Below are 19,566 nucleotides of genomic sequence, written 5' to 3'. Positions count from 1 at the left end.
GCATTATGGCAGGGCTTATCAATATTGGTCTGACCGGCATCCTCGGAAACCAGGCGGCTTTGAACACCACCGGTAACAACATCACCAATGCCAACACGCCTGGCTACAGCCGGCAGGAAGTGCAGTTTGAAACCCAGTCGGCGCAACGCACCGGCGCGGGCTCTATCGGTACCGGTGTCAGCATCACCGACATCCGTCGCCTGGCGAACGAATACCTGACGCAACAGGTGCGTGAAGACAGCTCGCTGTTTGGTGAGCAGGAAGCACTGAACTCGGAATTGTCGCGCCTGGACAACCTGCTTGGTGGCGAATCCACCGGCCTGAGCAATGCGCTGAACAATTTCTTTGCCAGCCTGCAGAATGCTGCTGAAGATCCGGCATCGTTGCCCCAGCGGCAATTGGTGTTGAGCGAAGCGCAGCAGGTGGTGAACCGGTTTGAAGCCCTGAATCAGGAATTCATTCAACAGCGGGAATCCGTGAAGACGCAAATGGAGCAGGGCGTCAAGGATGCCAATACGCTTTTGAAAAGCATTGCTGAACTGAATCTGGCGATCTCCGAATCGCCCGGTTTGGCCCAGGGCCGTGAACCCAATGAGCTGCTGGACAAGCGCGACGAAAAGCTGCGTGAGTTGTCTGAACTGGTCAACATCAGTGTGGTGCAGGCGGAAGGCAGCCAGGTCAATGTGTCGCTGCGCAATGGGCAGGCGTTGGTGGTTGGTGACAGGGCGGCACAACTGGGAACCCGCGATAACGCGGAAGACCCGACCAGATTGGAATTCACCCTGACGACCGGTGGCCGGACCCTGAATGTGGACAGCCAGGTCAACGGCGGCAAACTCGGCGGCTTGCAACGCTTTGAGTCAGAGGCTCTGCAGCCGGCCTTCGCCGAACTTGGCAGGGTTGCAATTGCCTTGTCCGAAACCCTCAACCAGCAGCATGAAATTGGCATGGACCTTGAGGGCGACCTGGGTGGTCTGTTTTTCAGCGACATCAATTCCCAGGCAGCCCAGCGTGGCCGGGTAATCGCCAATACCAATAACGGAGCGCCGCGGGACGCGCAACTTGCGGTCGAGATTATCGACAGCTCCCAGTTGCCTGCGGGCAGTTGGTCGTTGCGGTTTGGCGGCGACGGTCGGAATTTCGAGTTGGTGGATCGTGCCACGGGTGAGGTGGTTAACCAAGGTCGCCTGCCGGACCCGGTTCAGTCCGAAATATCCATGCCGGGGTTCAATATTCGTATTGAAGGGGGCACCTTCAATGCCGGTGACAGTTTCCTGATCGAGCCGACCCGAAACGCGGCCGCCAGTATCGGACTGGAAGTCAATCGTGAAGAGGATCTGGCCTTTGCGAGCCCGGTAAGGGCGGAAGGTTCCGCCAATAATACCGGTGATGCCACTATCAACCAGGGCAAGATGCTGGATGTCAGAGACCCGTTTACCAATTCGTTGCTGAGCAATTTCCGGCAGGACGGGCAACTGGACCCGCCGCTGGACATCCAGTTCCGTGACGATGGCGGCCAGCTGGTCTATGACATTGTCGATGCCAACACGAACACAGTGCTGCAGGCCGGTGATGCCGCGGCAGTGCCTCCGGTCAATGTGTTCCAGGCCGGCCAGTCCAATAAGCTGTTCACTGAGGATCCGCGCTCGCCGGATTATCTGGGCTTTCAGTTCGAGATCTCCGGCAACCCAAGGCCCGGGGATTCGTTCAGCATCGATTACAACACCAACGGTGTGTCGGACAACCGCAATGCTGAGTTCCTGGCGGCGTTGGGAACCGAGAATACCCTTAACAACGGCAGCCAGAGTTTCGCCGAGGGCTACGCAGGGTTGGTGGAAGATATTGGTGTGAAAACCCGGCAGAGCCAGCTGGATAAAGACGCTGGCAGCACGCTGCTGGAGCAGTCGACCAATCAGCGGGAATCCGTCTCAGGCGTCAACCTGGACGAAGAGGCCGGCAAACTGATCCAGTATCAGGCGGCCTACAACGCGTCCGCCCAGGTGGTGAGCGTGGCCCAGGATTTGTTCAATACCCTGTTACAGAGTTTCCGGTAGCAGTGCGAGGTGATGTGACATGATCAGAATTTCATCACAACAGATATTCTCCGGCGGTATAAACCGGCTGCAGGAGCTGAATAGCAGCCTGAACCAGACCCAGGAGCAGATTTCGACCGGCAAGCGGGTCAATAAGCCGTCGGACGACCCGGTTGCGGCGGCGCGTATCCTGAAGCTTGATCAGGAGCTGTCCCGGATCGAGACCTACCAGCGCAACGCAGGGCTCGCAGAAAACCGGTTGCAGCAGGAGGAGAGCGCTCTGGCCAGTTCGGTGGATGTTATCCAGCGGATCCGGGAGCTGACCGTCCAGGCTGGTAACGGCTCGCTGTCACCGAATGATCGCAAATCCATCTCCTCGGAAATGAAAGAGCGCATCGGGCAGTTGGCCAACATCGCCAATACCCGTGATGCGTCCGGCGAATACATTTTCAGTGGCTTCCAGGGTTCCACGGCCGCCTTTGGGAAAGATGCGTCCGGTAGTTGGGTGTATCAGGGTGATGAGGGCCAGCGCGTGCTGGAGATTGATGACGGCGTCACGGTGCCTATCAGCGACCATGGTAAAGGCATCTATTCATCCATTCCCGCGGCGGTGTTTGCAGAGAGTGACCCCGGTAACGCGGCAGCGGCGCGAATAGACGGCATCGAGGTGGTTGACGAAGGGGGGCTTTCCACTGTCTCGCCTGATGATATTACCATTACCGTAGACACCGGGACCGGAACGGTCAGCGCGGTAAATAGCCGCACGGGGGCGTCGCTGACGGTTACACCAGCAGCGTACACCAGTGGTGAGCCATTTGAAGTTGCCGGGGTACAGGCGACAATCACTGACGCGGGCAATGGTGATGAATTCACTCTTCGCGCTGGTGAAAAACAGTCGGTATTCGCTACCATCGAGAACCTGATTGACGGCCTCGACAACATCGACAAGAGTTCACCGGCAGGGCAGGCCGCCTATGACGACCTGATCGCGGCCTCTCTGCAGAACCTGGACAGTGCGCAGGAAAGCATTGTCCAGAAGCAAACCGAGCTTGGCGGACGTCTGAACGCGGTGGACTCCACTAAATCGTTCCTGGAAGACTCGTCTGTGTACAGTGAGGACATCCGTTCGCAACTGCGTGACGTGGACTACGCCGAGGCTATCAGCAATCTGAGCTTCCAGAGCTTTGTGCTGCAGGCTGCGCAGCAGTCGTTTGCCCAGGTTTCCCAGTTGTCGTTGTTCGATCGCCTGTAAAAAGCCTGCCGGAACAAGGAAGTCCGGCACTTGTTATTGCTTTCAGATTCAACCTCAGTATAATCCCCAGCACTCTCCGATGGCGGCGTGGTGAAATTGGTAGACACGACGGATTCAAAATCCGTTGGGGTAAAACCCGTGGCGGTTCGAGTCCGCCCGCCGCTACCATTTAAGATCCGCTCAACGCGGTGTAAACAGTCCATCCAATGAACGTCTCTGATTTTCACTTTGATCTACCGGATGAACTTATTGCCCGGTATCCCCTCAAAGAGCGCAGTGCGTCCCGTTTGCTCAGTCTCGATGGGCTGTCCGGTGACATCAGGCACTTACGGTTTACCGATCTTCCAGGCCTGCTTCAGCCGGGCGACCTACTGGTCTTCAACGACACACGGGTGATTCCCGCTCGCCTTTTTGGCCGCAAGGAAACCGGTGGCCAGGTGGAAGTTCTGGTTGAGCGTGTCCTTGGAGAGCAGGATATTCTCGCTCACGTACGGGCCTCCAAAGCTCTAAAAGAAGGCCAGAAAGTGCTGCTTGAAGATGGCACGTCGTTACGCATGAACGGTCGGGATGATGCGTTGTTTCATCTGCACTGTGACAGCGACGAGCCGGTCCTTGATGTTCTTGAGCGCATTGGCCACATGCCGCTGCCTCCTTATGTTGACCGCCCGGATGAATCCTCGGACCGCGAACGCTACCAGACGGTGTACGCCCGGGAAGCGGGTGCTGTGGCGGCTCCGACCGCAGGTCTGCATTTTGATGACCGGATTCTGACTGAGCTTGAATCCATGGGCGTTGAAACCGCGTTTGTGACCTTGCACGTAGGCGCTGGTACATTTCAGCCGGTGCGGGTGGAAGGTATTGAAGACCATGTCATGCACAGCGAGGTGGCCCATGTACCGCAAGCCACGGTTGATGCGGTGAATGCGGCTCGTGCCCGGGGCGGTCGTGTCATTGCCGTTGGTACCACCTCGGTGCGATCCCTGGAATCGGCCAGTCGTGGCGGGATGGTTCGACCTTTTCAGGGCGAAACCGACATTTTTATTTACCCCGGCTACCGTTTCCAGGCCGTGGACGTCATGGTGACGAACTTTCACCTGCCGGAGTCGACGTTGATCATGCTGGTCAGCGCCTTTGCCGGCTATCAGAACGTGATGTCGGCCTATCAAGCGGCTGTCGCCGAGCGTTATCGCTTTTTCAGTTACGGTGATGCGATGTTTATCACCGCGCAGGAGCCAAGCCTGGGCGCCCTTTCATCCTGTTCAGGCAAGGGCAGCCGGAATCCGGAGAACAATGATGAGTGACCAGTGTTATATGTCCTTTGAAAAACTCGGGGACGATGGCCGTGCGCGACGCGGACGCCTGACGTTTCCCCGGGGCACGGTGGAAACCCCGGCTTTCATGCCGGTGGGCACCTACGGCACCGTCAAGGGTATGCTGCCGAGGGACATCAAGGATATCGGGGCCGAGATCATTCTTGGCAACACCTTCCACCTGATGCTGCGGCCGGGTACGGAAGTAGTGAAGGCCCATGGCGATTTGCATGACTTTACCCAGTGGCAAGGCCCGATCCTCACCGACTCCGGTGGCTTTCAGGTCTTCAGCCTTGGTGAGATGCGAAAGATCACCGAAGCGGGCGTGACGTTCCGGTCGCCAATAGACGGCTCTCCGGTAGAGCTGTCACCGGAGATTGCCATGCAGGTGCAGCGGGATCTCGGGTCGGACATCGTGATGATTTTTGATGAGTGTACGCCGTACCCGGCCACCGAGAAGCAGGCGAGTGAGTCCATGGAGCTGTCGCTGCGTTGGGCGGCGCGGAGCAAGCAGGCACATGCTGATAACCCGGCCGCGCTGTTCGGCATCGTTCAGGGTGGGATGTACGAATCGCTGCGGGACCGATCACTGGAAGGGTTAACGGAGATTGGATTTGACGGCTACGCCATTGGCGGATTGTCGGTGGGCGAACCCAAAGAGGATATGATCCGTATCCTCGACTACCTGCCACCAAGAATGCCGGAAGACCGCCCGCGCTACCTGATGGGCGTAGGCCGGCCCGAGGATCTTGTGGAAGCTGTGCGCCGTGGCGTAGACATGTTTGACTGCGTAATGCCCACGAGAAACGCCCGCAACGGTTACCTGTTTACCTCCACCGGCATCATCAAGATCCGCAATGCCAGGCATCGGCACGATACCGCGCCGCTGGACGACCAGTGTGACTGCTACACCTGTGAGAATTTTTCGAGAAGTTACCTGCATCATCTCGATAAATGTGGAGAAATGCTCGGCTCGCAACTCAATACGATCCACAATCTGCGTTACTACCAGAACGTGATGGCTGGATTGCGTGGCGCAATTGAAGCAGGTACATTGTCGGACTTTATTAGCGACTTCTATGCCCGCCGGGGTGAAACCGTGCCGCCAATGGCGCAGTGACTGCGGGATAAGCCGATTCTGAACCGCTACCTGAACTTTTCTTAAAAACGGAGATAATCAATGAAATCGATCAAGTTACTTGTTGCTGCACTCTTTGCTGCGATGCCGGCACTGGCCATGGCACAGGACGCGGGTGCCCAGGGCATGGGAGTGATGGGGCAGGTGATCTTCTTTGCCGGCTTTATCCTGATTTTCTATTTCCTGATCTGGCGCCCTCAGTCCAAGCGAGCAAAGGAGCACAAGGCGCTGATGGCCGGCCTGGACAAAGGCGATGAAGTGGTTACCTCTGGCGGCGTAGCTGGCAAGATCACCAAGGTTGCCGATGATTTTATCGTGGTTGAAATCGCCGACAACGTTGAAGTCAAGGTTCAGAAAGTTGCTGTTGCAGCGGCACTTCCGAAAGGAACTCTGAAGGACATCTGATCGACCGGTTTTCGACTCAGGTCTGAATTTGCCACGCTGAAACATCACCGCCGGTCCATTGGCCGGCTTAAAGGGACCTCATGCTGAACAAGTATCCGCTCTGGAAAAACCTGGTTATCGTGATCGCGCTGGTGATCGGGTTCGTCTATGCCTTGCCTAACGTCTTTCCCGACGATTTCGCCGTACAGATCACTGGTGCCCGGAGCAGTACCGAAGTCGATCAGCGGATTCTCGACAGGGCTGTTGATGCGCTCGAAGCCGACGGAATCCAGGTTAAGGAATCCGAGTTGCAGGAGCGCGACGCACTGATCCGCCTGAACGATGCCGAATCCCAACTGAGAGCCCGGCCGATTGTGCAAGAGGCGCTTGGCAGGGACTATCTGGTGGCGCTGAATATGGCCCCTTCCACGCCGGAATGGCTGGAAAGCGTTGGTGCCGGCCCGATGAAGCTTGGCCTTGACCTTCGGGGTGGTGTTCATTTCCTGCTGGAAGTGGATATGGAAACAGCCGTCGACCAGCGCCTTGAGGCCATGTCTGGTCAGATCAAGCGTGAGTTACGTGAAGAGCGTGTTCGCTACCGTGGTGGCGATGTGGAAGGCAACCGTTCCATTGTTCTGAGTTTCCGCGACGAAAGTTCCCGCAGCGAAGCGTTTGACCTGATCCGCGACCAGTACAACCAGTTCCTGTTAGACGAGCGGACTGAGGAAGGTGAGTATCTTCTGGTTCTGTCGATGTCGGAAGCCGAGGTGAAGTCCATACAGGACTACGCGCTGGAGCAAAACCTGACCACCATCCGCAACCGGGTGAACGAGCTTGGTGTGGCGGAGCCTTTGGTGCAGCGCCAGGGAGCGGACCGCATTATTGTGGAATTGCCCGGTGTGCAGGATACCGCTGCGGCCAAGCGTGTACTGGGTGCTACGGCCAACCTGGAATTCCGTCTTGAGGCCCGTCAGGATGCCTCATCCGCTGATATCGAGACGTTCCCGTTCCGTGACAACCCCAACCGTGAAGCCCGTCTCGAGCGGGAGGTGATCGTCACCGGTGACAATGTCTCTAACGCACAACAGGCGTTCGACGAGAACGGCCAGCCACAGGTCAACATCACCATGGACTCGGTGGGCGGCGACTTGATGAACCGCTCAACCCGCAACGCCATTGGGCGTCGCATGGCGGTCCTCTTTATCGAATACCGGACAGAAACGGAAGAAGTGGTTGTGGATGGTGAAACCCGCACGGTCGACAACCGCGTTGTCGAGAAGGGTATCATCAGCCTGGCGACGATCCAGTCTGCGCTGGGAAGCAGTTTCCGGATTACCGGACTGGATTCCATCCCTGAAGCAGCGGAGTTGGCCTTGCTGCTGCGGGCCGGTTCGTTGGCCGCGCCAATGTACTTTGTCCAGGAGCGGACGATTGGTCCCAGCCTTGGGCAGAAGAACATTGATGCCGGCATGATGTCGGTCCTGCTCGGCTTTGTGTTGGTCCTCTGCTACATGGTGGTGTACTACCGTGGCTTTGGCGTTATCGCCAACATTGCGCTGACGCTTAACCTGATGCTGCTGATCGCATGTATGTCGATTCTCTCCGCAACCCTGACGTTGCCGGGTATTGCCGGTATCGTGCTGACAGTGGGTATGGCGGTTGACGCCAATGTGCTTATTTTCGAGCGCATAAAGGAAGAGTTGAAATCGGGCATACCGCCGCAGTCGGCGATAAACTCCGGTTACTCCCGGGCCTTCGTTTCGATTTTCGATGCCAACATCACCACCCTGTTGGTGGCGGTGATCCTGTTCGCCATGGGGTCCGGCCCCGTGAAAGGGTTCGCGGTGACACTGTCGATCGGTATTCTTACGTCGATGTTCTCCGGGCTGATGGTCAGTCGCAGCATCGTAAATCTTGTATACGGCGGTCGACAGGTTGAAAAGCTGTCGATTGGGGGGAAGCTGGCCAATGTCTGAAGTAGAGAAGAAACCTATCGATTTTATGGGCTTTCGGAAGATAGCTTCCGTTGTGTCCATTGCGCTGGTTGTTGCGGCCATTGCGTTGCTGGCAGTGCGCGGCCTGAACCTCGGGCTGGATTTTACCGGTGGTACCTCCGTTGAGCTGGAATACCAGCAGGCACCCGCCTTGGACAATGTTCGCCAAACCCTGGAGAGCGCGGGATACGAGCAGTTCGTGGTCCAGAACTTTGGTTCGGATACCACGGTGCTGGTGCGAATGGCAGAGTCCGAGAACGACCAGTTGGCCGCTGAAGTCACGGCCGCGCTGTCGGCCGGTGGTAACGAGCTTGAGCTGGTGAGCTCCGAATTTGTCGGCTCCCAGGTTGGCGACGAGCTGAAGGAAGACAGTGGCCTGGGTATGCTCATCGCGCTGGCAGTTGTGCTGATTTACGTTGGCATGCGGTTCCAGTTCAAATTTGGCATTGCCTCTGTTGTGCCCCTGGCCCACGACGTCATCATCGTGTTGGGTGTGTTTGCGCTGTTCCAGTGGACGTTTGATCTCAGTGTCCTGGCGGCGTTGCTGGCGGTTATCGGTTATTCCCTCAACGACACCATCGTGGTGGCAGACCGGATTCGCGAGAACTTTCGCAAGATGCGTGAAGGGGGCTCCGAGCACATCATCAACGAGTCCATTCATCAAACCATCAGCCGGACCATCAACACTTCAGGTACGACATTGGTGGTTCTGTTCGCCTTGTATTTCCTGGGTGGTGAAGCGATCAACAACTTTGCGCTTGCTCTGATCATCGGTGTGGTGGTGGGTACCTACTCATCCATCTATGTGTCAGCAAACCTGCTGGTTGCCCTGGGTGTTGCACGGGAAGACCTGATCGTTCCGCCGAAGGAAGGTCTTGCGGGGCAGGAAGAGGAAGAAGAGCAGCCGCCCGAGTGGCTGAATCGGATGTAAGCCGTCGGTCAGCCATAAAAAAGCCGCAACCCCCATTGGGTGTTGCGGCTTTTTTGTGCCCGGCTTTTGGCCTTTATGCCTAGCGAGGCAGTCGGCCCCGGAACGGGTGAAGTGTTTTGAGCACTTCCCGGAACAGCTTGGGGTTTGCGACGATCAACTGCTTTGCTTTTTCCGTCGAAGGATTTCCGGAGAAGTCGCCGGTCAGGGCGCCGGACTCCAGTGCCAACGTGACGCCGATGGCCAGGTCAGCCGGCTCAGGGCGGAAAATGACTGCGGCGTCCAGATGGCCGGATGCCACCCGGGCGATATCAAGGGCTACACAACCAGCGGTTCGAAACAGGCTGCTGTCACGTGCAAGCAAGGATGCCATCTCGCCCCACATCAGTGGGTCGTCAGAAGAGCGGGTCTGGTCGAGAAGGTTGCTGACCACGGCTGCTCGGTCGGCATGCTTGACGTCGCTGGTACGCACTCGCCGGCTGTTGAGCGCGGCCCCATGGCCACGGCTGGCGGAGTATTCTTCACCGGTAACCGGGTTGATCAGCAGCAGGTTCTCGGTGCGGTTGTTCTTCTTTTGCAGCAACGCAACGGCGAAGTCAGGAATGCCGCGCAAAAAATTCTCACGCCCGAGTACCGGGAAAATATGCCAGCTCTTGTCATTGCCGTCGGCGTCCGCCTCGTTCAAAGGAGCGATGGCGTGGTCCTTGTATGCTTTATCGAGCTGTTCGGAAAAATTGTCGTAAATGGACTGTTCGACCCGCTCCAGTTGCTTGCGGCGGTCTTCGCTGTCGCCGTTGGGTTCCTGGCGTTCGAAGTGTGCTTTCAGATAGTCGGACCCCTGACGCGCGACGCGCAGGGCCATTTTGATTGCTGGTTGCATCTGAGTGTTCATTATCCGGGTGTGTGAAGGCCGCATAGCATATCAAAAACTGACCCGCCTTGTATGTTTTTCCAATCCGCAATGTCACGGATGGCGCTGTATCAGAGCATATCCGGAGAGGCGGGGAAGGGGGTGGATCTGTTATCATGCGTACCTTTCCAGTTTTTACAGAGATTCTACCGCCATGCACAAGCCAGCTAAGCCCCTGGAGGGTCCTGACACCTACAACGACCAGATCAGGATTGTCCTGGTTGAGACCTCCCATTCCGGCAACATCGGTGCGGTCGCCAGGGCCATGAAAAACATGGGTATGGGAAATTTGTGGCTGGTGAACCCTGTGTCCTTTCCCGATGAGGCCTCCTACGCCCGTGCGGCGGGCGCCTCCGATATACTCGACAAAGCCACGGTTGTCTCTACTCTGGATGACGCCATTGCCGATTGTGTGTGCGTCATGGGTACCAGCGCCAGGGGGCGAAAGGTCCCGTGGCCGGTTATCGCTCCACCAGACGCGGCGGCCAAGGCCTCCCAACAGTCGGAAGCGGGGCAGGTGGCATTGGTCTTCGGGCGTGAGAACCATGGGCTGAGCAATGACGAGTTGCAGCGCTGTCATTTCCACATTCATATTCCCTCAAATCCGGATTACAGCTCCTTGAATCTGGCCATGGCGGTTCAGGTAATGTGCTATGAATTGCGCATGCATTATCTAAGAGGCCTTGAAGGTGGAGGCAGCAGCCCATATCTCAGGCCTATGATGGCGCCTGGGGATGAAGGCTGGGATGTGCCGCCCGCGCCCGTCCGCGATGTAGAGGGTTTTTTCAGTCATCTGGAGCAGGTGCTTGTGGATGTGGACTTTCACCGCCGGGACAACCCCCGCCAGTTGATGACGCGGTTGCGGCGGCTGTTCCAGCGTGCTGGACTGGATCAGATGGAAATCAACATCCTGCGGGGGATACTGACCGCCGTGCAGAAGTCGGCAGGTACTGCGGATACCGCAAAAAATACGTCAAAGGCTGGTTCAACGGCCGGTGAACAGGAATAGGGTTATGTTTGAACGTCTTAGGGAAGATGTGAACAGTGTGTTTCATCGTGATCCCGCCGCTCGCAATACTTTCGAAGTGCTGACCAATTACCCGGGTTTGCACGCACTGATGTGCCACCGGTTCTCGCATTGGCTTTGGGGCCTCGGTCTGATGTGGGTAGCACGAACGTTTTCCTCGATTGCCCGCTGGCTGACCGGCATTGAAATTCATCCCGGCGCCACGATCGGGCGGCGTTTCTTTATCGATCACGGCATGGGTGTCGTGATTGGTGAGACCACGGTGATCGGTGACGATGTCACTTTATATCAGGGCGTTACCCTGGGTGGTACCAGTTGGAACAAGGGTAAGCGCCATCCGACGCTGGGTGACGGTGTTGTGGTGGGTGCCGGTGCCAAGATCCTCGGGCCGTTTACGGTAGGCGAAGGCGCCAAGATTGGCTCCAACTCCGTGGTGACCAAAGAGGTTCCGCCGGGTGCGACGGTTGTCGGTATTCCTGGCCGGGTGGTGGTGAAGCGCAAAGGGGAAGATGACGCCCGGCGTAAGGAAATGGAAGAGCGCATGGGCTTTGATGCCTATGGCGTGACCGAGGAGATGCCGGACCCGGTAGCCCGGGCGATGCGCAGCCTGCTGGATCATATGCACGTTGTGGATGATCGCATTGAGAACATGTGCAAAGCGCTTCGCAAAGTGAACAGTGAGTACCAGAATGGCGAGTTGCCGCCGCTGCAGGAAGAGGATTTCGACTGTGTGCGGGACGACGAGCCGTCGCAACGGTGAATACTTGACTGTTTTGGTTGGTCAATTCATACTCGGCGTTGTTAAAGCCGAATCAATCCCTGACCGGGGCTGACGTTATGAGACTGACCACCAAAGGCCGCTATGCGGTGACGGCAATGCTGGATCTCGCCCTTCATGGGGATCAGGGGCCGGTGAGTCTGGCTGACATATCTGCCCGGCAGGAGATTTCCCTCTCGTATCTCGAGCAGTTGTTTTCCCGCCTTCGCCGTCACAAACTGGTGACGAGTATCCGGGGCCCTGGCGGTGGTTATCGCCTGAGCCGTGAGGCAGACTCCGTCTTTATTGCGGAAGTTGTCGACGCGGTCAGCGAATCCCTGGATACCACCCGTTGCGGCAACAAGGGTGATTGCCAGAATGGCGAGAAATGCCTGACCCACCACCTGTGGTCTGATCTCAGTGATCAGATTCATCAGTTCCTCAGTGATATCAGTCTTGGGGACCTGATGCGCAAACGGGAGATTCAGGTGGTTGCCGATCGGCAGAACAGGCGCCATTCAGACGGCGACTCACAGACGATTAACACCGAGCGCCTTACGGATCAGGCGCCGGCCTGAACGACTATCCTGAAACTTCTATGAAAAAGCCCGTCTATCTGGATTATGCGGCCACCACGCCCGTAGACCCTGCCGTTGCCGAAGAAATGGTCAAATACCTGACGCCTGATGGTGTGTTTGGCAACCCTGCCTCACGCTCCCATGGCTTTGGCTGGCAGGCCGAAGCCGCCGTTGAAGGTGCTCGCCGTCAGGTGGCCAGTCTGATCCATGCAGACCCACGTGAGATTGTGTGGACGTCCGGCGCTACCGAGTCCGACAACCTCGCCATCAAGGGTGCTGTTACAGGCAAGAACAATCCGCACATTGTGACATCGATGATTGAACACAAGGCGGTGCTTGATACCTGCAAGTGGCTTGAAGGGCAGGGTGTTGAGGTGACCTGGCTGAAACCGGGCGCGGACGGGCGGGTGTCCTGTCAACAGGTTGAAGATGCGCTCCGGGACAATACCGCTTTGGTCAGCCTGATGATGGTCAACAATGAACTGGGTAGCCAAACGGATATCGCCGCCATCGGTACCATGCTTCGCGAACGCGGTGTGCTGTTTCATGTGGACGCGGCGCAGGCGGCTGGCAAGACCGAGGTGGATGTGGGAGCCATGCCAGTGGATCTGTTGTCCTTGTCGGGGCACAAGGTATACGGGCCCAAGGGTATTGGCGCCCTCTATGTGCGGCGTTCTCCGGACGTGCGAATTGAATCGCAGATTCATGGCGGTGGTCATGAGCGGGGCATGCGTTCCGGCACACTACCTACGCACCAAATCGTCGGCATGGGCAAAGCCTTTGATCTGGCCGGCGAAAAACTCGAGCAGGAGAAGGCGCGGCTGGAATCCCTGCGGAAGCGTTTCATGTCGGGCCTTGAAGGTCTTGAGGGCGTGACGCTTAACGGCAGTGCCGAACATCGGGTGCCGGGTATCATCAACCTCTCGTTTGCCGGTGTCGATGCGGAATCCCTGATGCTGGGATTGCGTGAATTGGCGGTTTCGTCTGGTTCGGCCTGTTCTTCGGCCACTATTGAGCCTTCGTTTGTACTCAAGGGCATTGGGCTGGATGATGAGCAGGCGCATCGAGCTCTCCGGTTTTCCTTTGGACGCTTTTCGACGGAAGAGGAGGCAGACTTCGCAGCGGCGCAAATCGTTGACGTTGTAACCCGTCTCCGTTCAGTGCGGTAGGCAGTTGCCTCCGGACTGCGTATAATCCCAACCCTGAAATTTTTCTGAACCTGAATGGAGATAGATCATGTCAAATGAGCGCACGCTCTCGATTATCAAGCCCGATGCAGTCGCAAAAAATGTGATCGGCGAAATCTACACACGCTTCGAAAAAGCGGACCTGACCATCGTCGCTGCGAAAATGATGCACCTGACCCAGGAGCAGGCAGAAGGGTTCTACGCCGAGCACAAGGAGCGCCCGTTTTTCAATGATCTGGTTGCGTTCATGACCTCCGGCCCTGTGGTTGTTCAGGTTCTGGAAGGCAATGGTGCTATCCTGAAGAATCGTGACCTGATGGGAGCAACCAACCCCAAGGAAGCGGAAGCAGGCACCATTCGTGCCGACTTTGCATCTTCAATTGACGCAAACGCTGTTCATGGTTCAGATTCCGCCGCGTCAGCTGAGCGCGAAATTGCGTATTTCTTTAATGACAGTGAGATCTGCCCGCGCGGCTGATCAGGCTGTATCGGGCCGGACATACGTCCGGCCCGTATTGGTTATTTGATTGAGGTTATGAAATGACAGCTGTTGCTGAGAAAACCAACCTTCTGGGAATGCCCAAGGCCAAAATGGAGGCCTTTTTTGAATCCCTGGGGGAGAAACGTTTCCGCGCAACACAGGTGCTGCAATGGATTCACCAGCGCGGGGCCGATGACTTCGATCAAATGACCAATATGAGTCGGGTGCTGCGGGAAAAGCTGAAGGCCGTTGCGGAAATTCGTGGGCCGGAGGTGGTGTACGACGAGTCCTCCAAAGACGGTACCCGCAAATGGGTCATGCGCATGGACAACGGCAACAGTGTTGAAACCGTGCTCATACCTGACGGCGAGCGCGGCACGCTGTGCGTATCGTCGCAGATTGGCTGCAGCCTCGATTGCACGTTTTGTTCAACGGGCAAGCGTGGATTTAACCGCAATCTTACCGCTGCCGAAATCATCGGGCAGGTCTGGGTTGCGCGTAAGGCGTTCATGCCATTTGAACCCGGCCCGGACCGCCCGATTACCAATGTGGTAATGATGGGGATGGGTGAACCGTTGCTGAACTTCGACAACGTTGTCGATGCCATGAACCTGATGATGGAGGACCTGGCGTACGGCATTTCCAAGCGACGTGTCACCGTCAGCACCTCTGGGGTGGTTCCGGCACTGGACAAATTGGGTGAAGTTACCGATGTTTCACTGGCCATTTCGCTCCATGCGCCCAATGATGAGTTGCGTAACCAGTTGGTGCCGTTGAATAAAAAGTACCCTATTGCGGAGTTGCTGGCAGCGACGCGTCGTTATCTTGCACGTCTGCCTGACAAGCGGAAGGCAACCATTGAGTACACGGTCATCGAAGGCGTTAATGATCAGCCTGAGCACGCCAGGGAACTCGCTGTTGTTCTTCGCGGCCTGCCGTGCAAGATTAACCTGATCCCGTTCAATCCGTTTCCCGAGAGCGATTTTCGCCGTCCCAGTAACAACGCGACCCGCCGTTTCCAGGCAGTCCTGAACGAGGCCGGCTTTATCGCCACGGTGAGAACCACTCGCGGTGATGATATCGATGCAGCCTGTGGTCAGCTGGTAGGGATGGTGGAAGACCGCACCAAGCGTAGTCAGCGTTATATCCAGGTGCAGCAGGTCAGTCCGTAAACCCGGTGCCGATATGCACCTTCCAATTCAAGAGGAATTGCCGACTGTGACATTTATTCCAGTGAAAAGGATGCGAGCCGCGCTTGTCGTGGTATTGCTGGCGATGTTTGTCGCAGGGTGTGTGACCAATACCGATAGCCGGTTTGCCCGCGAGGCAGATCGCGACAAGGCCGTCAGGAATTATGTCCAGTTGGGTACCGCCTACATCGGCCAGGATAATCTCGAAAGGGCCCGGCATCACCTTGAACGAGCACTAGAATTGTCTCCCGATGACCCCGGGGCGCTGGCAGCCATGGGGCTGATCTATAACGCCGAGGGCGAACCGGAACTGGCTGAGCGGTCGTTCCGGGAGTCACTCGATAGTGATCAGGGCTATACCCGCGGGCGGGTTTATTACGGTGCCTTCCTGTACGGTGCGGGCCGATTCGAGGACTCCCGTGAACAGTTTCTGGCCGCGTCGAGGGATACGTCCTACAACGACAGGGCATCCGTGTTTTTTAACCTAGGATTGACGGAAGAGAGAATTGGCAACCTTGAGGGCGCCACGACGGCGTACCGGCGCGCCGTTGAATTATCCCGTGGTGATGCAAAGTCACTGCTTGCGCTGTCACGGACGTTGGTCGAATCCGGAGAGCTCCAGGCCGCCTCTCGTCACTACAGCCGCCTGATGACGTTGATGCAACGGAACCAGAATCTCCGCCATTCTCCTGAAAGTCTTTTTACCGGCATCCGCATTGCCCGGCATCAGGGCGACAGGAACCGGGAATCGAGTCTTGCGCTCCAACTGAAGAACAATTTTCCAAACTCTGTCGAATACCAACAATACAGGGTGATGACATCCAATGGACAGTGATGACGCACAACAACCGTCGGGCCTGAGTGAGCCTACGGGCCAGTTGCTCAAACGTGCGCGTGAGCAGAAGGGGCTCAGTGTTTCCGCCGTGGCCGATGCCCAGCACCTTCGCCCGGCGATAATACAGGCGATAGAGGACGGGCATTATGAACAGATCGACAGTGAACTGTTCCTTAAAGGCTATGTCAGAACCTACGCACGACAGGTTGACCTTGATCCGGATGCGGTGATCGCGACGCTGGATGAGGAGCTCGAACCGCTACGACAGCAAAAAGTGCAGGCAGAAGAAGCGAATCCGCTGATTGATATCGAGCGTCGCAGGCGTCGCAAGCGACGCGTTGCAAAGTTTCTGCTTCTCCTGCTGGCCATAGCAGTAATTGCCTTTCTCGCATTGCGCTTTATGGGCGAATTGGACGGTATAACAGGCGACACGACGGAACCGGCTGTGTCCTCGGAAACGGCTGCTCCCGCGCAGCCTGAACCGTCCGAAGAGACGGTGTCGGTGGACGACACTGTCGATACCGAGTTAGCCGAGCCTGAAACCGAGGAAGAGGCCGATAGGCTATCCGCGCCGGTTGATGAAGCGTCGATCGTTGAGGACAATAGCGAGTTGGCAGAGCTGCCTGAGGACCCTCAGGTGAATGAGCAGGTCTCTGGCTCTCCGGCCCCGACGGTTGAAGACGATTCCGCTCCCGCTGCGCAACCTGCTGTCGATGAGATTGATGAGAGCCAGGTTCCGGTGGTGACCAGTGAGCCGGAGCCAGCGTTTCAGGAGAGCGCCCAGCCAACGGCTGCCGTCGGCAGCGCTCGCCTGGAAATGACATTCAGCGATGAGTGCTGGGTTCAGGTAACCGATTCGGCGGGCAATCGCCTGGTGGGATCCCTGCAACGGGATGGTGACAGGATTAATGTATCAGGCAGGCTGCCCATCGACGTTGTTGTCGGCGCAGTCGATGCCATCGAATCTATAAGATTTGATGGCCAACCGATTGACCTTTCCGGTTATCGGGTCGTCAACAACCGAGCAGAATTCTCGCTGGATATCTGAACGTTTCGAACCCTCTTTTGCGGTTAGCAGGCTATATGAATCACGAATCTCCGATCAAAAGACGCAAATCACGCCAGATAATGGTAGGCGATGTTCCCGTGGGTGGCGATGCGCCTATTGCTGTCCAGAGCATGACCAACACCAACACCTGTGACGTGGATGCAACCGTTGGCCAGATCCGCGCCCTGCAGGAAGCTGGAGCGGACATTGTGCGGGTATCCGTGCCTACAATGGATGCTGCGGAAGCGTTCGGCAAGATTCGCTCAATGGTGTCGGTACCATTGGTGGCTGACATCCATTTCGATCACCGAATTGCTCTGCGGGTGGCGGAACTGGGTGTTGATTGTCTTCGTATCAACCCGGGTAATATCGGTCGGGATGACCGTGTCAGCGCCGTGATCAGCGCCGCGCGGGATGGCAATATCCCGATTCGTATTGGCGTCAACGCGGGCTCGCTGGAAAAGGCACTGCAACGTAAGTACGGGGAACCGACACCCGAGGCTCTGGTTGAGTCGGCCATGCGCCATATCGACATTCTCGACCGTCATGATTTTCAGGACTTCAAGGTGAGCCTGAAGGCCTCAGAGGTCTTCATGACGGTGGCGGCATATCGTCAGATTGCTGCACAGATAGAACAACCCCTGCATCTGGGTATTACCGAGGCTGGTGGCTTTCGCTCCGGGACAGTGAAGTCCTCTGTTGGCCTGGGCATGCTGCTGATGGACGGCATTGGGGATACCATCAGAGTATCGCTCGCGGCAGACCCGGTGCAGGAAATCAAGGTCGGCTACGATATTCTCAAAAGCTTGCGCCTGCGCAGCCGGGGTATCAACTTCGTCGCGTGCCCAAGCTGCTCACGCCAGAATTTCGATGTCATCCAGACCATGAATGACCTTGAGGCTCGTCTGGAAGATGTCAACGAGTCCCTGGATGTTGCCATCATTGGCTGTATTGTAAACGGGCCGGGCGAGGCAAAGGTTGCTGACCTGGGCTTGACCGGCGGCAGCCCCAAGAACCTGTTCTACGCGTCGGGCAAGCCTAATCAGAAGCTCGACAATGCCAACCTGACCGACGACCTGGAACGGCTGATCCGTGAGGAAGTGGCGCGTCGCAAGGAAAAGGAAGAAGCGATCATTACCCGCTCGGCCGACTGAGAGCAGATCGTCAAATCACCGACACAGATAAGGTAGTAACTTGGCTAAGATCCAGGCAATCCGCGGGATGAACGATATCCTGCCAGAGCAGACGCCGGTGTGGCAGTTTGTGGAAGACACGGTCAGGAAAGTGCTTTCCCAGTACGGTTATCAGGAAATTCGCATGCCGGTGGTTGAGCAGACGGACCTGTTCAAGCGCTCTATTGGCGAAGTGACGGATATCGTTGAGAAAGAGATGTACACCTTTGAGGATCGCAACGGTGACAGCCTGACCCTGCGCCCCGAAGGTACGGCCGGCTGCGTGCGCGCCGCCGAAGAACACGGTCTGCTTTTTAATCAGACCCGCCGGCTTTGGTACACCGGCCCCATGTTTCGTCATGAGCGCCCCCAAAAAGGCCGTTACCGTCAGTTCCACCAGATCGGCGTGGAATGTTTTGGCATGACCGGCCCGGATATTGATGCTGAGCTCCTCGTGTTGACGGCCAGGCTCTGGCGCGCGCTAGGACTGAGTGAACACACCCGCCTGGAAATCAATTCCATAGGTACGTCTGCTGCCCGTCGGGAATACCGCGAGGCGCTGGTCGCGTACCTCTCGGACTACCGGGATCAATTGGACGAAGACAGCCAAAGGCGTCTTGGCTCGAACCCGCTACGCATTCTGGACAGCAAGAACCCGGTCACACAGAAGCTTCTGGTGGACGCGCCTCGCCTGGATGACTACCTCGATGATGAATCACGGGATCATTTCCGCCAATTGCGTTCGTTGCTGGACGCGGCTGGCATTGAGTATACGGTGAATCCAAAGCTGGTTCGCGGGCTCGATTATTATGGCAAAACCGTATTCGAGTGGATTACCGACAGCCTGGGCTCCCAGGGGACGATCTGCGCCGGTGGTCGCTACGATGGGCTGGTGGAGCAGTTGGGAGGCAAGCCAACGGTGGCGGTCGGTTTCGCCATGGGGCTCGAACGACTGATTTTGCTGCTGGAAACGCTCAATCTTGTGCCAGACAGTGCCAATGGCAATGCAGACGTGTATGTTGCGGCTATGGGTGAATCCACCGTGGCCCCAGCATTGGCGTTGTGTGAATCCCTTCGCGATGCCTTGCCGGGTGTGACGGTGATGGGGCACTGCGGTGGCGGTAGTTTTAAGAGTCAGATGAAGAAGGCTGATCGCAGTGGCGCCCGTTACGCAGTCATTCTGGGTGAGAATGAGGTTGCCAGCGGGACCGCCGGCCTTAAGCCGTTACGTTCGGATGAGGCGCAGCAAGACGTTGCCCAGGGCGACCTGGCAGTGGCACTGAAAGAATTGCTTGGCCGCTGATGGCGCGCCGACGAGCTACAGCATAATAAACATCTATTG

Annotated in this window: 18 protein-coding genes and 1 tRNA gene; 18 read left to right on the top strand and 1 reads right to left on the bottom strand. The window is 57.0% G+C overall.

Translation table 11 applies throughout. The features are described 5' to 3' along the window. Window positions 1–5 precede the first annotated feature (5 nt). The 8 genes from flgK (at window position 6) to secF (ending at window position 9,042) form a co-directional block, all read left to right on the top strand. Window positions 6–2,054, top strand: coding sequence for a flagellar hook-associated protein FlgK (gene flgK / locus SIC19_RS00655; RefSeq protein WP_127401105.1), 2,049 nt, complete (start codon window positions 6–8; stop codon window positions 2,052–2,054). 19 nt (window positions 2,055–2,073) lie between these two features. Further along, on the top strand, window positions 2,074–3,285 hold the full coding sequence (gene flgL, locus SIC19_RS00650) for a flagellar hook-associated protein FlgL (RefSeq protein WP_127401106.1): 1,212 nt from the start codon (window positions 2,074–2,076) through the stop codon (window positions 3,283–3,285). An 81-nt stretch (window positions 3,286–3,366) separates the two neighbouring features. Further along, window positions 3,367–3,453 (top strand) — tRNA-Leu (locus SIC19_RS00645). 38 nt (window positions 3,454–3,491) lie between these two features. After that, window positions 3,492–4,586, top strand: coding sequence for a tRNA preQ1(34) S-adenosylmethionine ribosyltransferase-isomerase QueA (gene queA / locus SIC19_RS00640; protein ID WP_127401108.1), 1,095 nt, complete (start codon window positions 3,492–3,494; stop codon window positions 4,584–4,586). A 10-nt stretch (window positions 4,587–4,596) separates the two neighbouring features. Next, window positions 4,597–5,715: a tRNA guanosine(34) transglycosylase Tgt gene (tgt, locus tag SIC19_RS00635; RefSeq protein WP_127402378.1), complete on the top strand. Its 1,119-nt coding sequence runs from the start codon at window positions 4,597–4,599 to the stop codon at window positions 5,713–5,715. A gap of 60 nt (window positions 5,716–5,775) precedes the next feature. Then, a complete protein-coding gene (yajC, locus tag SIC19_RS00630) occupies window positions 5,776–6,138 on the top strand; it encodes a preprotein translocase subunit YajC (protein ID WP_127401110.1) in 363 nt (120 codons plus the stop codon). 80 nt (window positions 6,139–6,218) lie between these two features. Continuing rightward, window positions 6,219–8,093 (top strand): protein translocase subunit SecD, encoded by a 1,875-nt coding sequence (secD, locus tag SIC19_RS00625; protein ID WP_127401112.1) that lies wholly within the window; start codon window positions 6,219–6,221, stop codon window positions 8,091–8,093. Beyond that, window positions 8,086–9,042 carry a protein translocase subunit SecF gene (secF, locus tag SIC19_RS00620; protein ID WP_127401114.1) on the top strand — a complete coding sequence of 319 codons (957 nt, stop codon included), beginning with the start codon at window positions 8,086–8,088 and terminating at the stop codon, window positions 9,040–9,042. The genes secD and secF overlap by 8 nt, the downstream gene beginning before the upstream one ends. A 79-nt stretch (window positions 9,043–9,121) precedes the next feature. Here the strand turns inward: secF and SIC19_RS00615 are convergent, their stop codons facing one another. Beyond that, on the bottom strand, window positions 9,122–9,919 hold the full coding sequence (locus SIC19_RS00615) for an inositol monophosphatase family protein (protein ID WP_127401116.1): 798 nt from the start codon (window positions 9,917–9,919) through the stop codon (window positions 9,122–9,124). Between the two features lie 184 nt (window positions 9,920–10,103). On the opposite strand from SIC19_RS00615, the gene trmJ reads away from it, so the two are divergent. From trmJ to hisS, 10 genes are all read left to right on the top strand, one after another. Then, a complete protein-coding gene (gene trmJ / locus SIC19_RS00610) occupies window positions 10,104–10,958 on the top strand; it encodes a tRNA (cytosine(32)/uridine(32)-2'-O)-methyltransferase TrmJ (RefSeq protein ID WP_127401118.1) in 855 nt (284 codons plus the stop codon). A 4-nt stretch (window positions 10,959–10,962) separates the two neighbouring features. Continuing rightward, a complete protein-coding gene (gene cysE, locus SIC19_RS00605) occupies window positions 10,963–11,736 on the top strand; it encodes a serine O-acetyltransferase (protein WP_267285172.1) in 774 nt (257 codons plus the stop codon). Between the two features lie 77 nt (window positions 11,737–11,813). Next, the gene (gene iscR / locus SIC19_RS00600; protein WP_036208160.1) at window positions 11,814–12,311 is read left to right on the top strand and encodes a Fe-S cluster assembly transcriptional regulator IscR; all 498 of its coding nucleotides are present in this window, start codon (window positions 11,814–11,816) and stop codon (window positions 12,309–12,311) included. A gap of 20 nt (window positions 12,312–12,331) precedes the next feature. Next, window positions 12,332–13,480, top strand: coding sequence for an IscS subfamily cysteine desulfurase (locus tag SIC19_RS00595; protein ID WP_127401122.1), 1,149 nt, complete (start codon window positions 12,332–12,334; stop codon window positions 13,478–13,480). Window positions 13,481–13,547: 67 nt separating this feature from the next. Next, window positions 13,548–13,976, top strand: coding sequence for a nucleoside-diphosphate kinase (gene ndk / locus SIC19_RS00590; RefSeq protein WP_007152369.1), 429 nt, complete (start codon window positions 13,548–13,550; stop codon window positions 13,974–13,976). A gap of 62 nt (window positions 13,977–14,038) precedes the next feature. Next, window positions 14,039–15,151, top strand: coding sequence for a 23S rRNA (adenine(2503)-C(2))-methyltransferase RlmN (rlmN, locus tag SIC19_RS00585; RefSeq protein WP_036208154.1), 1,113 nt, complete (start codon window positions 14,039–14,041; stop codon window positions 15,149–15,151). Between the two features lie 70 nt (window positions 15,152–15,221). Next, a complete protein-coding gene (gene pilW / locus SIC19_RS00580) occupies window positions 15,222–16,004 on the top strand; it encodes a type IV pilus biogenesis/stability protein PilW (RefSeq protein ID WP_126813246.1) in 783 nt (260 codons plus the stop codon). Next, window positions 15,994–17,052 carry a RodZ domain-containing protein gene (locus SIC19_RS00575; protein WP_127401124.1) on the top strand — a complete coding sequence of 353 codons (1,059 nt, stop codon included), beginning with the start codon at window positions 15,994–15,996 and terminating at the stop codon, window positions 17,050–17,052. Before pilW ends, SIC19_RS00575 begins: the two co-directional genes overlap by 11 nt. Window positions 17,053–17,087: 35 nt before the next feature. Then, a complete protein-coding gene (gene ispG / locus SIC19_RS00570) occupies window positions 17,088–18,206 on the top strand; it encodes a flavodoxin-dependent (E)-4-hydroxy-3-methylbut-2-enyl-diphosphate synthase (RefSeq protein ID WP_036208144.1) in 1,119 nt (372 codons plus the stop codon). A 67-nt stretch (window positions 18,207–18,273) separates the two neighbouring features. Beyond that, a complete protein-coding gene (gene hisS / locus SIC19_RS00565; RefSeq protein ID WP_412535615.1) occupies window positions 18,274–19,527 on the top strand; it encodes a histidine--tRNA ligase in 1,254 nt (417 codons plus the stop codon). Window positions 19,528–19,566 lie beyond the last annotated feature (39 nt).

It is taken from the genome of Marinobacter sp. MIT930201, from assembly GCF_047122665.1.
Classification (GTDB): Bacteria; Pseudomonadota; Gammaproteobacteria; order Pseudomonadales; family Oleiphilaceae; genus Marinobacter; species Marinobacter salarius.
This window is presented reverse-complemented; position numbering and strand designations above follow the sequence as displayed.